13 protein-coding genes, 1 pseudogene and 1 riboswitch are annotated in these 14,183 nt (G+C 47.3%); of the genes and pseudogenes, 2 read left to right on the forward strand and 12 right to left on the reverse strand.

The features are described 5' to 3' along the window. The first annotated feature begins 239 nt into the window (after positions 1–239). Complete coding sequence (locus AC07KQ_RS09960) at positions 240–959, forward strand: SGNH/GDSL hydrolase family protein (protein WP_016365031.1); 720 nt, start codon at positions 240–242, stop codon at positions 957–959. Between the two features lie 281 nt (positions 960–1,240). Here the strand turns inward: AC07KQ_RS09960 and AC07KQ_RS09965 are convergent, their stop codons facing one another. The 12 genes from AC07KQ_RS09965 to efp all read right to left on the reverse strand — a co-directional run bounded on the left by AC07KQ_RS09965 (position 1,241) and on the right by efp (position 13,005). Then, entirely contained in the window at positions 1,241–1,741 is a 501-nt protein-coding gene (locus AC07KQ_RS09965; protein WP_003580148.1) for a QueT transporter family protein, read from the reverse strand. Further along, positions 1,739–1,837: riboswitch (PreQ1 riboswitch) on the reverse strand. Its footprint overlaps the gene before it by 3 nt. 15 nt (positions 1,838–1,852) lie before the next feature. Further along, on the reverse strand, positions 1,853–2,566 hold the full coding sequence (locus AC07KQ_RS09970) for a 3-oxoacyl-ACP reductase (protein WP_003607236.1): 714 nt from the start codon (positions 2,564–2,566) through the stop codon (positions 1,853–1,855). Then, the gene (locus AC07KQ_RS09975; RefSeq protein ID WP_072671696.1) at positions 2,563–2,787 is read right to left on the reverse strand and encodes a DUF2829 domain-containing protein; all 225 of its coding nucleotides are present in this window, start codon (positions 2,785–2,787) and stop codon (positions 2,563–2,565) included. Before AC07KQ_RS09975 ends, AC07KQ_RS09970 begins: the two co-directional genes overlap by 4 nt. 284 nt (positions 2,788–3,071) lie before the next feature. After that, complete coding sequence (locus AC07KQ_RS09980; protein ID WP_003566698.1) at positions 3,072–3,383, reverse strand: helix-turn-helix domain-containing protein; 312 nt, start codon at positions 3,381–3,383, stop codon at positions 3,072–3,074. Positions 3,384–3,643: 260 nt separating this feature from the next. Further along, positions 3,644–4,282 carry a histidine phosphatase family protein gene (locus tag AC07KQ_RS09985; RefSeq protein WP_003570958.1) on the reverse strand — a complete coding sequence of 213 codons (639 nt, stop codon included), beginning with the start codon at positions 4,280–4,282 and terminating at the stop codon, positions 3,644–3,646. 308 nt (positions 4,283–4,590) lie between these two features. Beyond that, positions 4,591–5,568 (reverse strand): ABC transporter ATP-binding protein, encoded by a 978-nt coding sequence (locus tag AC07KQ_RS09990; RefSeq protein ID WP_003566702.1) that lies wholly within the window; start codon positions 5,566–5,568, stop codon positions 4,591–4,593. Between the two features lies 1 nt (position 5,569). Then, positions 5,570–6,622 carry an ABC transporter ATP-binding protein gene (locus AC07KQ_RS09995; RefSeq protein ID WP_003566704.1) on the reverse strand — a complete coding sequence of 351 codons (1,053 nt, stop codon included), beginning with the start codon at positions 6,620–6,622 and terminating at the stop codon, positions 5,570–5,572. An 11-nt stretch (positions 6,623–6,633) separates the two neighbouring features. Further along, positions 6,634–7,632, reverse strand: coding sequence for an ABC transporter permease (locus AC07KQ_RS10000; RefSeq protein WP_003566706.1), 999 nt, complete (start codon positions 7,630–7,632; stop codon positions 6,634–6,636). Beyond that, positions 7,632–8,555: an oligopeptide ABC transporter permease gene (gene opp3b, locus AC07KQ_RS10005; protein ID WP_003566708.1), complete on the reverse strand. Its 924-nt coding sequence runs from the start codon at positions 8,553–8,555 to the stop codon at positions 7,632–7,634. Before opp3b ends, AC07KQ_RS10000 begins: the two co-directional genes overlap by 1 nt. Positions 8,556–8,729: 174 nt before the next feature. Beyond that, positions 8,730–10,352, reverse strand: coding sequence for a peptide ABC transporter substrate-binding protein (locus AC07KQ_RS10010; protein ID WP_003566710.1), 1,623 nt, complete (start codon positions 10,350–10,352; stop codon positions 8,730–8,732). Between the two features lie 431 nt (positions 10,353–10,783). After that, complete coding sequence (locus tag AC07KQ_RS10015; protein WP_019891771.1) at positions 10,784–12,208, reverse strand: MFS transporter; 1,425 nt, start codon at positions 12,206–12,208, stop codon at positions 10,784–10,786. Between the two features lie 233 nt (positions 12,209–12,441). Continuing rightward, positions 12,442–13,005, reverse strand: coding sequence for an elongation factor P (efp, locus tag AC07KQ_RS10020; protein ID WP_003566713.1), 564 nt, complete (start codon positions 13,003–13,005; stop codon positions 12,442–12,444). Positions 13,006–13,945: 940 nt separating this feature from the next. Between efp and AC07KQ_RS10025 the strand changes: the two are divergent. After that, positions 13,946–14,144 (forward strand): annotated as a pseudogene (locus tag AC07KQ_RS10025) (hypothetical protein). The last annotated feature ends 39 nt before the right edge of the window (positions 14,145–14,183 follow it).

Below are 14,183 nucleotides of genomic sequence, written 5' to 3' on the forward strand. Positions count from 1 at the left end.
ATGTGTAACCAAGTCTAGCTATTTTGGCTAACTATCACGTTTCCAGTTTCAACGGTGAGCCACCTTGAATCCGCTACACTCCCCCTTTTCACTAAGGTTGCTACCCATGAAACTGAATTTGTTACAGTCTCTTTACAATTTCCTATAAACCCGTCAGAATGACCCTAACTTGTAACCAGACTAACCTGATTTTTAGTTTAAAATATAAGCAATGTAACTTTTTGGGGGTTCACTAAATCATGAAAAAAAACAAGCTACGTCTACGTGACTGGCTATTAAGTATCGCGTTGGGATTGGCAATTGCTGGTGTCGCAGGGTTCTTCTACGTCAAGCATTATCAGTCTGAGCAGGCGATTGCGGTTAACCAATCGACGCGTCAGCGCATTCAGAAGGATTCTAAGGCGAAGGTGAAGAAGGAAAAGGTGCTGAATCAGTATCGGCTTTATGGCTTAACTGACAGCGAGATTAATGCGGCCAAAACATTGCCGGTATCGGCGATTGGCGATTCGATTATGCTAGGGAGCTCGGCATATTTGAAGGTGCTTTTTCCGGAGATGTCGATTGATGCTGAGGTTGGCCGGCAGGTGCAGGCAGCACCTGCGATTATTAGTCAGCTGAAGGCAAGTGGTAAGTTGGCTAACACGGTTGTGATCAGTTTGGGGACGAACGGGCCAATGACGGAGGCCGACATTAACGGGATTCTGGATCAGCTTGGTACCGAACGCCAAGTCTTCTGGGTGACGGCGTATGCTCCCGGAAAGGCGTGGATTGATCCGGTTAACAAGTTGATTCATGCAGCAGCGAAAACCCATGCCAATCTGCATGTGGTGGATTGGTATTATCTGGCTGGTGGCAATGACGACTGGTTTGCTGATGACGGTGTCCATCCGAACGACGCTGGCCGACCGCATTACTACACGTTGATTGCTAAGGATGTCATGCAGACATTAAAAAAGTAACAACGAAAAAACCTCATTACCTAGGATCAGCATCTTGCTAAAAAAGATTCAGGGTGTATCCCTTCCATTAAAAAAAGCATCGAGACAATTGTCTTGATGCTTTTTTGTATTTAACCAATATTTGGCCAAAATCAGGTGCATTGGAAACCTAACCCCTGCGACAACTTTTGACCACAGCAATCAAACCTGCCTGGCCTTCTGCCAGATCGAAAAGCTTCAGCGAAACCTTTCCTGCCAGTAAGCTTTTTTTCTATAGAAGCCTCTTTCAATAGCCTTATCGCTTACTTATCCAAATCCACAAACCGGGTCAAAATCATCATCACAACGCCACCGACGGCCATCGAGATGGCTTCGCCAAGCGCGATGGTAGCGTAGGTTGGCCAGAATGGGACTTTTGTGAGGATGGTCAGTTCGCCGGCAATGGTGAACATGGATAAGGCGAAAAGGATACCCATGATGGTGAATTTAGCCCATTTTGGCTGGACGAGTTTGGCTAACCAGCGGCTGATGATGATGAAGACGAGCGTGCCGAGGGTGCCGATTGGGACATCAAGGAGTGCGGTTGGCGAGGTTAAATTGGCCAAAAAAACACCCAGCGTGACGGCCCAGACATAACGGCGGTTGAAGAGTGCCGTGTAGTTGAGCATCTCGGAGAACCGAACTTGTACGACCCCGAAGCTGAGTGGACTGAGCATGAGGGTCATCACGACGTAAATGGACGTGATCATGGCGGTTTTGGCGAGACTGACGATTGAACGATGGGTGGTTGAAGTTGTTTGCATGTTTGTTCTCCTTTGTGGCTATGCCAGTAGTAACGACGATCAAAGGAAAGTAAGTATCGTCGTGGAAGGATTGCCTTCCGTTTTCAGTTTTGATGTTGCAATGCATTAAGTTTACTTTTCGAGCCAGCCGCCGTCAATGGGAATCACGGTTCCATGAATATAATCAGCAGCATCGCTGGCCAGAAATAAGGATAATTGCGCGACTTCCTCGGGCTTGGCCCAGCGTTTGGCTGGGGTTTCTTGAGCAACCCACGCAGCCATTTTCCCGTCGCCGGCAAAATCAGCGGCGTTCATGGGCGTGTTGATAGCGCCTGGTGCGAGCGCGTTGGCGCGAATGCCTTTGGCGGCGTAATCGAGGTCTAATTGCTTGGTGAGGCCGATGACGGCGTGCTTAGCGGCGGTATACGCCACGCCGCCACCACCACCGACTAAACCAGCGATGGAACTCATATTGATGAAAACGCCGTGTCCGCGAGCCAGCATCCCCGGCAGCAGCGCCTTGATCATTAAGAACTGACTGGTGAGATCGACATCGAGAATGTGCTGCCATGCCGAGAGCGCCGTATCGGTCACAGTTTGATAACCATCCAACACGCCCGCCGTATTGCAGACAATATCTGGCTGGTATTGAGCCGCAATCGCTGCTGCCGTGGCAGGATCGCTCACATCGGCCTGAATGGCGTCTGTGAGGTTGCTAATTGGTTGGAGGTCAATTCCTACCACAGTGGCACCAGCTGCCTGAAAAGCCGCCGCCTGCGCCGCACCGATGCCAGAAGCCGCGCCGGTGATGATGACGGTCTTGTCGGTGAAGTCGAAATGCGTCATGCGTTCACAAGCTGCCAATCTTTAGCCAAAATGTCACAGTCAGTCGGTGACCAGAGACTGAAAGCTTCGTCGGCAGTTTTGATCAAAAAATACGGATTCAAAGTGTCGCCTTCGAATTTGCCTTCCGGAACTAGTTGCACATACAACTCAGTACCTTCCCAGCCGGTGCGAACGGCCTTCTTGCCGGCTTTAAGGGACGGTAAAATTGCTTCAAATGTCATGTCAATCATTCTCCTTCTTTTAAAATGCGTTCTCCAGATGGCGGTCGGTTATTGTGAAGAAAGCCTGTTAGCCGAGCCAATACTTGGTCAACTCTCCAGTGCCACTTTGTCAGACCAAGCTAACCATGCCAGTTCGCGCTCATTGTCTAAAATCAGTGCATTTAGTATACGCGTTTTACCAGCTGACTGACAACGGGTTGCGCCATCCTTTTAAGGTCATGCTGACATTTTTGATATCAAAAAAGAACAGCCTCAAGTGACAGACTGTTCTAAAAAGGTGGTACTTACAGGTTAATCACCTGCATGAGTACCTCGGAAACACGCGCCCGTTCTTTCTCTGGTAAGTGGGTTAAGTATTTCACCACCGCTAATGTGCTAATATCGCTCATTTCCGGAGCAATAAAGAAGTCGCCTACCTGCATATTTAAAGCCCGCGCAATGTCGGTCAATTTTTTTATGCTGATATTGTTGACGTCTCCACGCTCCATTCGCGAAATCAGACTGATCGAGACGCCGGATCGCTCCGCCAACTTCTCAATCGTCAAGTTCAAACTGCGGCGCTGTTGGTGCACCAATTTCCCGATATTGTCTAACATGGTTTCCCCCACCTTTAATGTGCGGCGTTATGCTTTAACATTAGATGAAACGCCGGGCTATCAAAAGATTTTATAATATTATTTAATAATCTAAAGATGGCCTATTCTCACAGAACATAACCGCACTGATCCCCCACATCAACTCACCAATTCTTGCTCTATAACTATTGTAAACGCTCGCAATTAGGAACTGCCAAAAATCAGCTTAATTAATTAAAAAATACACAATAAAAAAAACAATGCCAATTTATTCAGCATTGTTATTTACTTTCCGCGGTTGCTGGCACAAAGGCCCATAAGCTGCCACGTGTGAACTCTTCGCCATCTGAGGTGTCCAATTCACTGATACTATTATTCGGCGGAATGCGCATCGCATCACGCGCAGAATCGAGATCGGCACCGAGGTATGTGCTTAATAACAGCATGCCGATTAAACCGTGTGCCACAACGAGCACTTTGCCGTCTGGATGGGCATCATAAATCCGATTGATTGCCCGCCGTCCACGTTTTAACGCATGGGCAAATGATTCTGCACCGATACGCTGGTTATCAAACGCCGTCAAATGATGATAATAATGATCAATCTCAGGATCATCCTGGACAGAAGTGAGCGGCTGACCATCCCATTTGCCTAAATCTACCTCGCGCAAATCACGATCCGTCACAATCGGCGGTTGAACGACTCGGCTTTGGGCCACAATTAATTCAGCCGTTGTTTGCGCCCGCGGCATCGGACTGGCATAGATGCCCGCAAAACCAGTCGTCGCCAAAAAGCGTCCAACTGCGATCGCACCATCGCGGCCACTCGCTGTCAACGGCGTATCGGTTCGTCCACCGTTAAATCGCCGCGCCAAATTCGTTTCCGTCTGTCCATGCCGCACAAAGTAAAACTTGGTCATCTCCTGCACGCTCCTTATAAACACGTTCATCAGGCCAGCAACCGGTCCGACGAACGTTCTGTCTTTGACCATAGTGTAGCAGAAGCGCACCAAATTAGCGGCAATAAACAGAAAAGTTCAGCCCGACTTAACCAAAACTGTAACGATTATGCCTATTACGTCAGCATTTTGACGACATCAACGACAAGAATGTGTTTACTCGTCTAGAAATGTGTGGGTAAGACATTTGTACGCAAAAAGCCGAACATGCAAGTTTCACATGTTCGGCATTCTTACGCGATCATTGAAGCACAGCGCTCAGTAGGCGTTTACTGGGCAGCTTTAACCCCTTGATGATCCGCTTCGGCTTCAGCTTTATAAGCCGCAACTTCGTCATCAGCGGCAAAAATGTAATGTTCAGGATAAACTTCAACCATTTTACGTTTCTTGTTGTCGCCTTCGACCTTGCTGGCGTCATACGGCAGCGGCACGCGTCTACGCTCAACATCTGGATCAGGTACCGGAATCGCTGATAGCAAACTCTTGGTGTAAGGGTGTAACGGATGACTATAAACTTCATCCGCCGTTGCCAATTCAACCAACCGTCCATAATGCATAACAGCGATACGATCTGAGATATACTTGACCATCGATAAATCATGTGCAATGAACAGGTACGTCAACCCTTGGCGATCCTGAATGTCCTTCAGCAGGTTGACGACCTGCGCCTGAATGGAAACGTCCAGCGCGCTGATCGGTTCATCGGCGATAATGAACTTAGGCTGTACGGCCAATGCACGGGCAATCCCGATCCGCTGGCGCTGACCACCGGAGAACTCATGGGGATAGCGAGTCGCGTGATCGGCGTTTAAACCGACTTCTTCCAACAACTGCTCAACTTGATGATCGCGATCAGCGTTGTTTTTGGCCAAATGATGAATATCAATGCCTTCCGCGATGATGTCTTTGACTTTCATTCGCGGATTTAAGGACGCATAAGGATCCTGAAAAATCATTTGCGTGGCTCGGCGGAAAGCCAGCATCTGTTTGGAGCCATTTTTCAGTTTGGCAATGTCGTTGCCATTGTACAAAATCTCGCCGCTGGTTGGGTCGTACAAGCGAATGATCGCCCGACCAGTGGTGGTTTTACCAGAACCAGATTCACCAACCAAGCCCAATGTTTCGCCCTCATAAATATCAAACGAGATATCCTGAATGGCTTTCACTTGGTCTTTTTTCCCGGCATTGAAGGTTTGAACCAAGTGCTTGACGGACACAAGAACCTTTTTGTCTTTTTTGTCGACCACGTTAGTTCACCACCTTTTCATCTTGATGTTTACTTGCCCATAAGGCATGTCGCCGCGCAATTTCTGGCGGTAATTCCACTTTCGGTGCGCCTGGTGCTAATAGCCAAGTTGCCGCCGAATGGGTCGGTGAGATCTTGAAGAATGGTGGTTCCTGCTCGAGGTCAATCGCCATCGCGTATGGATTTCGCGGTGCGAACGCGTCACCTTTTGGCGGATCAAGCAAGTCCGGTGGTGTCCCAGGAATGGCGTACAGTCGATCACTCTTGGTTTCAAGTGTTGGCATAGCTTCAAGCAACCCCCACGTATACGGATGCTGGGCATTGTAAAAGATTTCGTCAACCGTACCATACTCAACAATCTTGCCAGCATACATAACCGCAACACGATCGGCAATCCCAGCAACTACGCCAAGGTCATGGGTGATGAAAATGATTGAGGTGTCGATCTTCGACTGAATTTCTTTCAACAGATGAATAATTTGTGCCTGAATCGTCACGTCTAAAGCGGTTGTTGGTTCATCAGCCAGCAGAATCTGCGGGTGATTGATGATTGCAATGGCAATGACAATCCGCTGACGCTGCCCACCAGAGAACTGATGTGGATAGTCCTTTAAGCGACCACCGGCATCCTTGATGCCAACCAAATCCAACACGCGTTCCGCTTCCTTGAGCGCATCTGCTTTACTGATTTTACTATGCAACAGTAACGGCTCTGCCACTTGTTTCCCAATGGTCATAGTTGGATCCAGTGAGGTCATCGGGTCTTGGAAAATCATGGCGACATCATTGCCACGCATTGCATTGAGCTGTTTCTCGGATTTTTTGAGAATGTCCTCGCCGTTAAACAGCACTTCGCCATGCGTAATTTTCGCATTCGGGGCTAACAAGCCCATCACCGTTCGTACGGTAACGGATTTACCAGAACCAGACTCACCAACAATGGCCAGCGTCTCACCTTTGTTAAGGTCAAAATTGACATTGCGGATGGCGTGGACAGGGCCGGCATAGGTGGCAAAGTCAATCTGTAAATCTTTTACTTCTAGAATTTTACTCATTTTGCCACCTCCTAATGTTCACTGCGCGGATCAAAGGCGTCGCGCAAACCATCAGCCAGCAAGTTGAAGGCCAGCATCAGAATGACAATCACGATCGCCGGATATAACAGCTGATATGGCAGCACTTGCAGATTCTTTTGACCATCTGACAGCAAGGTCCCAAGACTAGCAGTCGGTGCTGGCAGCCCGATCCCGATATAACTCAGGAAGGCTTCAAAGAAGATCGCTGTCGGAATGGTGAACATCGTTTGAATGATAATCGTTGAACTCAGATTAGGGATCAGATGTTTAAAGGCAATTTTGATGCTCGACTCGCCTAACGTTCTAGCAGCTAAGACGAATTCCTGATCTTTTAACTGCAACGTCTGCGCACGAATGAGTCGAGCCATGGTCACCCACCCAGTGAAGGCAATCGCCAAGATAATGGAGGTCAAACCAGGACGGAAGACCAGCAGCATCAAAATGACAACAACCAAGTTAGGAATACTGGAGATAATTTCAATAACACGTTGCATCAACGTATCGGTCATACCCCCGCGCCAGCCGGAGATGATGCCGTAGAAAACCCCGATGGTCAAATCGAAGAAGGTTGCGACAATCCCGATGAACAGTGAAACTCGGGTGCCGACCATGATTCGAGACAACAGGTCACGTCCAAGGTAATCGGTACCCAGCAAGAAGTAAACATTTTTACCCATGCCGGCGTATTTGTTTTGACCGTTCATGTAGCCGTTCAAACCTGGCAAATCGATACCTGGCCATTTGGGCGGCAGGTTCGCATAGTTCAGGCTCTGTTTGTTTGGATTAGAAGGTGATAACCAGATAGAAATGATAGAAATGAACGCGATGAAAACGAGCACCCACAGGGAAATTACTGCGGCCTTGTTTTTCTTCAATCGCCGAATCGCATCTTGCGTGAACGTCAGCGCAGGCGTGGCAATACGTTCCTGTTCAGCCGCATCCACTTTAACATGCTTGAATGCATCTGGACTTAATTTACTTGTTGCCATTAGTTTGCCTCCCCGCTCAATCGGATTCGTGGATCAATGAAGCCGTAAAGAATATCGACGACAAGGATCACAACCGTCAGCATGGCACTGTAGAGAATGGTCAGTCCCATGATAACTGGGTAATCGTTGGTCGTAATTGACTTAACGAATTGTTCCCCAATCCCAGGGATCGCAAAGATGTTCTCGACAACCAGTGAGCCGACCATTAAGTCAACAGCCATTGGTCCGATGATGGTCACAATCGGAATCATTGAGTTACGCAGCGCATGCTTGGCAACAACTTGCCAGCGTGATTCACCTTTGGAACGTGCCAGTTCGATGTAATCAGAACTAAGCACATCGACCATTTCAGTTCGCATGAATCGGGCCGTTTGGGCAAGCGGTGCGATCGCCAAAGCAACTGTCGGCAAAATGCTATAAGAGAAGCCGCCCCAAAGTGCTACTGGGAAGGCGCCAGTTTTGAAAGCAAAAAGCTGCAGCAGTGCGGCGAACACGAAGTTAGGAATTGAGCGACCGAGAATGGCAAAAATGGTAGCAGTCGCGTCAACCCATGTGTTCTTGCGGATCGCGGCAATGGCACCAAGCAAGATCCCGGCAAGTGTGCCGACGACCATCGCCTGTGCGCCAATTTGTAGAGATGGTCCAATCCGAGAAGCGATTAAGTTTGACACGGTTTGGCCAGGAAATTGATAGGACATTCCAAAATCGCCATGTGAGATTCCGACAATATACGTTAGGTATTGCATCCAAACCGGCTTATCCAATCCATACTGTTTCTTCAAAATCAGCAGTTGATCTGCTGGAATTTTGGGGTTGTTAAACGGCGTCCCCGGCAACAACTTCATCAGGAAGAAGGTAGCGCTGGCAACAATAAACAGTGTCAGGAGCAGGAAGCCGATCCGTTTTAAAATATATTTGACCATGATTCACTCCTGTTTATGGGCACACGCCCTGATAAGCAAACAGCGTTGTCCGCCGCAGAACACGAGACAACGCCGTTTGTGAGAACTACTTATTTGAAACTAGCAGGCAGTTATTCGTAACTGCTCACGTTTTGGTTTAAAAACGCGGTTGTTAGACCATAATCCGACTAAGTTCTACTTAACTTTCGCATTCACAAAGTTGTAGGAATTGGTTGGGTTGTAATTCAAACCGGTAATGGTCTTACGCTGCAAGGTTGTTTGTACCCGTTGATACAGCGGTACAACGCCTTGTTCCTTCGTCAACAGTTCTTGGGCCTTGAGTAAGGTGTTCCAACGAGCGGTTGCGTTGGTCGCATCGGTCGTCTTGGACTGCTTGATCAAAGCATCGTATTCAGCATTTGACCACTTGCCATCGTTGTAACTGTTATCGGAGGTGAACAGATCCAAGAAGGAAATAGCATCTGGGAAATCAGCACTCCAAGCGGAGATAACCATATCGAACTGACCATTTTGGGAACGAGATAGACGCGTCTTGAATGGTACTGTAGCGATGGTAACTTTCAGACCTGGCAGGTTCTGTTGCAAGGTGCTCTGGAAGTATTCGGCAGAACGCTTAGCATTGGTCGTATCGTCTGTCAGCAGTTCCAAAGTTGGTGCGGACTGACCGACTTCTTTCAAACCTTCTGTCCACAACTCTTTAGCCTTGGCTGGATCGTACTTAACAGCGGAGGATTCAGCTTTAGATGCCGTCTTGGAGAAGTCTTGGCCGTTCTTTTCGAACAATCCTTCAGGGGTCACATTGTTGGCCGCGATGGAAGCATCATTCAAAACCTTCTTAATGTATGCCTCGCGATCAATCGACATGGAAATTGCCTGACGAATCTTGGTGTTCTTAAAGATTGGATCCTTCTTCTCGTTCAATTCAAGATAGAAGGTCGCACTTTGCTTGAGGCCTTTGAAATCAGACATGGATTTTGCTTGAGCCGCTTGTTCACCTTGCAAAGCTGCGATATCAAGTTTCTTCGACTGATACAAGTTCATCGCGGTTTGCGAATCCTTAACCACTTGACCATTAAGGGTATCAATGTGAACGTTCTTAGCATTCCAGTAAGTAGTGTTCTTAGTTTCTTTCCAAGTGTTGCCAGTGCCGTTCCAGTTCTTCAACTGGTAAGGACCATTGGACAAGATGTACTTGGAAGTAGTCCCGAATTTCTTACCAGATTTTTCAACGAATTTCTCATTTTGTGGGAAGAATGCTGGGTTAACCAACATGGTCTTGAAATAAGGAATCGCGTGGTCCAAGGTGACTTTCAAAGTCGTCTTGTTGACGGCGGTAACCCCAAGCGTGCTGGCCGCTTTTTTACCGGCTGTGATGTCATCAGCGTTTTTAACGCCTGAATATAGGTAGGCGTATTGCGACTTGGTCTTCGGTTCAACCGTCCGCCGCCAAGCAAACACAAAATCTTGGGCTGTGACTGGATCACCGTTACTCCATTTAGCATTACGTAACTTGAAGGTATAGGTCTTCCCGCCATCAGTAACAGTTGGTTGACTCTTGGCCATGGCATTTTCCAATTTGCTGCCATTGTACCGATACAAGCCATCCATGGTATCAATCAATGCCTGACCAGAAATAGCATCGGTGGTCGTTGATGGATCCATCGTGGAGATCACATCACTCTCCATCCGTGTAATCGAAGTACCTTTACTGCTGCTAGAAGAATTAGAACCACAGGCTGCTAACACCCCTGCAAGCGCGAGCGCAGAGCCCGCAACCATTGTCTTTCTAAATTTCATCCTGTTCCCTCCTAAAATGATTGAACTTACCTTACATTAGAAATCCATTAATGTAAATAAGCGAATCCTCAATTTCGCCTAAAAAAACTAATTCTTTGATCTTACTTTTGTCACATTTATGCTACCGATCTCAAATTAAAAATTGTATATCCCGTAAATATTCTCTAGATGGATTCCTTATTTATAGGCAGTAAGAAGCCCACCTAAGCTAATAATCGGCACGCGTTTTTGTTTTCATTTTGATTGATGATGCTAAGAATAGCTTATATTAAATAACACTGGAAAGAATTGAAAAATCGTCAAATAGTGGACTAATATTCGGCTTTTGCTCATAGAATTTTCGCTTTTGTCAGACAAGCTGCCATCTTATACAAATAAAGCTGAGCAAATGCTCAGCTTTATTTAACCGCTTTCATATGTTTCACTTGGATTTATTGAACTGAAGCCTTCGTTCGCCGACTGCGAATTGTTCGAAAAATGACAATTATTAATCCAACCACGGAAACAATGGTTGCTAACCAGAAAACAAAGGCCAATGCATGCAGGAATGGTGCCCCCGACTGCGGCGAAATGCGCGTGACGCCTGGCAACTGGGCAAAAAGTAACGTAGCACCAAAACTGATGCCGATGGTCATTCCGATGGTTCGCGCCAACGAGTTCAGCGATCCGGCCACACCAGAGACGCTAGCATCAACCGCTCCCATCGTTAAGGCATTGTTTGGCGAAAGGAACAACGCCATGCCCGCTCCATTGAGCACAATCGGCCAGATGATGGGTGCCATCGACAATTTTGCTGGATAAAAGGCATAGCCGACTTGTGACACAATCAGGACTAACAAGCCCAGAATCGTGAGATAGTAACGATTCCAATGATCGGCAAGCCAGCCGGCAAACGGTGTAATCATCAACATGACAACACTTTGCAGCATCATCAACAGGCCGCTTTCAAAGGCAGAAATACCGCCGTAACTTTGCAAATAGAATGGCAACAAAATGTTGGAAACGGAGTTAACCAACATGACGATCAGCAGCACGCTGACGGATATTAAATAATCGGGATTATGCATCAATGCTGGCGCAATCCACGGTGACTTGGCACGTTGATCTTGGATGAAAGCCAACAACGTCAAAATCGCCCCACCAGCAAGGATGAGAAATCCCAACAGATGTTGCGTCGGCTGCTGAAGCCAATAGCCACTGGCAAAGGCCAAGATCATCCCGCCAGTAAACAGATTTTGCCCTGTCCAATTGGCGTTACCCCAGACTTGCTTAATCTCCCCAGTTGCTGGCCGGCGCAGTGGCAAAAGTCGCATCCCCGCAAACACGATCAGCAGACCAACTGGGACATTGAAAAGGTAAATCCATCGCCAGCTTGCCCAAGTAATCAAAATGCCACCAAATGCCGGGCCGGAAATCGACCCGACGGAAACAAACATTGAGATCACCGCTAACGCCTCTGCCCGATTAGCATCAGGAAAGTATTGGCTAACGATGCCCATCGAATTCGCCATGATCATCGCCGACCCAACGGCTTGAATGACGCGACCGGCAAGGATGGTTAGATAAGTCGGCGCGATCCCAGTTAACAAGGAACCAACAATGAATACCATTTCGCCGATCAAAAAGACGAGATTTTTTGAGACCAAATCACCGATATGGCCAAACATGACCAGTAAAACAGAGGTCGTAATGAGGCCGATGGACACAATCCAAGTCGCGGCACTGCTGGAAATCATGAGATCCGCCGAAATTTTCGGCATGGCCAAGTTCGTACTCGACCCAGACAGAGCCGTTAATAACGACATCATCCCCAAAACAATTAAAATTTTAATTCGTTGCGCGCGTGGCATGGTCATCACCATCACACCCTTTCGGACTGTATTTTAGGCTAATTGGTCAGGAGTCACAATTATTCCACCTTGGTGTGACGGGGTTTGCTTGAGCTGATCAACCAACTGGCTGTCTGCTGGCACGCGTTGATTCAATGAACCGGCAAGCGATCGCGCAACCGGCTGCGGCAAAATGACACGTTTTTGGATAACAAAAAACCACACAGATTATTCACTGTGTGGTCAGCTTGCTTTTGAAATTATTTTTGAGCGCGGCCTTTGTAAGTTCCTGTGTCGGTCGTGACGATAATAGTTTCGCCATCTTTGACGAAATCCGGCACGGTAACAACTAAGCCAGTTTCCAATGTTGCTGGCTTGCCGCCGCCCGCCACAGTGCCGCCTTTGACAGCCGGCTGGGTTTCGGTGACTTTAAGTTCAACGCTGCCTGGCAGTTCCAAGCCGATGACTTCATCGCCGTAGAATTCAATTTCAACCGGTACATTCGGCAGCATGAACTTCAATTCGTGCTCAATGCTTGAAGTTGGCAATTCATATTGCTCGTAGCTGTCGCTGTCCATGAAGTAGGCAGTGTCGTCTTGCGTGTAGAGATAAGTCGCCTTTTTACGATCCATGATCGCAATTTCGACTTTTTCGCTTGGCCGCATGGTGGTGGTAACGTTAGCGCCGGAACGAATGTCGTAGAGCTTCATCTGCATGACGGTGTTGCCCTTGCCAGGCTTGTGGTGGTTGGACTCCAGTACCTTGATAAGCTTGCCATCCTTAACAAAGACCATCCCAGATTTCAAATCAATTGCTTCAGTCATATTTTGTGTTCTCCTTCATTCGCATTACGCCGCAACGGCGCGTTTCGTGTTTAGTATACCATAGTGAACGATAGCGCTATCTTTTTGAAACAATCTAATTGGCAAGCTGATGTTTGGCTTTGTGAACACCGTTAGTACGAGCTGGCTCCGAGGCGGCAGGGGCTGGCGACCACGAAGGTAGAGTGGTGGGCACGACTTCAAGCCCGCAAAAACCGCGATCTTTCTACGATTTGGGGAACTACTCTTAGTTTCCAGATCTTAAGGTGTCTTTACGGACATCAATTTGAATAACATACTTAAGTTACTAATATCGCAGAGTGAACTCAAAAAAGGCTTTCCCGACAAGCTTACTTTGGTGAGACAAGGGTTCTACACGAAAAAAGCCTGCTTCTTCTCTAATTGTGTCATCACAACAAATCATAGAGATAAACAGACCTCCAAAGACTATTAACGCGATTGAGCCACCAAATAGAATCTAGCCTAGAGTAAAACTTAGGAACACACAGGGACTAGATATTTTCTTTTGCAAAATAAAAAACTCAGAGACACCTATTCACGCATATGTCGTCTGTTTTTAACCGAACCCAATATTCGGACTAAAGCAATTACAACTGTTCCAACAAGAACTAACTTCATACTATTGGAAAATATGCCGGCATGTTGCCATGTTCTCAAAATGAATGACCCTAACAAAACGATCACACAAGCAACTAAAAAAGCTTTGAGTTTTATGTTGTTCATAGTAAATAACTTCCAATCCGCTGAGAAAATAATAGATATTGCTAAGCCTAGCAAAACCATTCCCACAAAACAATACCAATGAAAAGTGGCTGGGTCATAATTCTTAGTCAGCTATTAAAAACGAACGATTTTCCAATAAGCGGAAAATCGTTCGTTTTTGACTTCTCGTGGATTATTTATTGCGATTTTAAAGACCGTAGTGCCAAGGCGGAGCAATCGTAGGCCAGATGGGACTCAGCCGCGCAAACAACACAGCGACCGGGCTTTGTCGCTGATGTTGTTAGGCGACTTCGAGACCGCGGGCTTTGCGGGCTCGAAGCGCCGTCTCCGCTCTAGCTCCGCGTCGCCACCCCAGCTGGCAGGAGATTGTGGGGTTTGGCACGGCAAGAAAGTTTTAGCCTAGCAACTTTCCACGATTATTCGGAATTTAATGAATC

Source organism: Lacticaseibacillus sp. YLM2-1 (genome assembly GCF_056583465.1).

Bases quoted from the DNA above. Each gene is read 5' to 3' on its own strand.
- AC07KQ_RS09970 (WP_003607236.1), bottom strand. From the start codon at position 2,566: ATGACGCATTTCGACTTCACCGACAAGACCGTCATCATCACCGGCGCG.
- AC07KQ_RS09975 (WP_072671696.1), bottom strand. From the start codon at position 2,787: ATGACATTTGAAGCAATTTTACCGTCCCTTAAAGCCGGCAAGAAGGCC.
- AC07KQ_RS09965 (WP_003580148.1), bottom strand. From the start codon at position 1,741: ATGCAAACAACTTCAACCACCCATCGTTCAATCGTCAGTCTCGCCAAA.
- AC07KQ_RS09980 (WP_003566698.1), bottom strand. From the start codon at position 3,383: ATGTTAGACAATATCGGGAAATTGGTGCACCAACAGCGCCGCAGTTTG.
- AC07KQ_RS10010 (WP_003566710.1), bottom strand. From the start codon at position 10,352: ATGAAATTTAGAAAGACAATGGTTGCGGGCTCTGCGCTCGCGCTTGCA.
- opp3b (WP_003566708.1), bottom strand. From the start codon at position 8,555: ATGGTCAAATATATTTTAAAACGGATCGGCTTCCTGCTCCTGACACTG.
- efp (WP_003566713.1), bottom strand. From the start codon at position 13,005: ATGACTGAAGCAATTGATTTGAAATCTGGGATGGTCTTTGTTAAGGAT.
- AC07KQ_RS10015 (WP_019891771.1), bottom strand. From the start codon at position 12,208: ATGACCATGCCACGCGCGCAACGAATTAAAATTTTAATTGTTTTGGGG.
- AC07KQ_RS09985 (WP_003570958.1), bottom strand. From the start codon at position 4,282: ATGACCAAGTTTTACTTTGTGCGGCATGGACAGACGGAAACGAATTTG.
- AC07KQ_RS09995 (WP_003566704.1), bottom strand. From the start codon at position 6,622: ATGAGTAAAATTCTAGAAGTAAAAGATTTACAGATTGACTTTGCCACC.
- AC07KQ_RS09960 (WP_016365031.1), top strand. From the start codon at position 240: ATGAAAAAAAACAAGCTACGTCTACGTGACTGGCTATTAAGTATCGCG.
- AC07KQ_RS10000 (WP_003566706.1), bottom strand. From the start codon at position 7,632: ATGGCAACAAGTAAATTAAGTCCAGATGCATTCAAGCATGTTAAAGTG.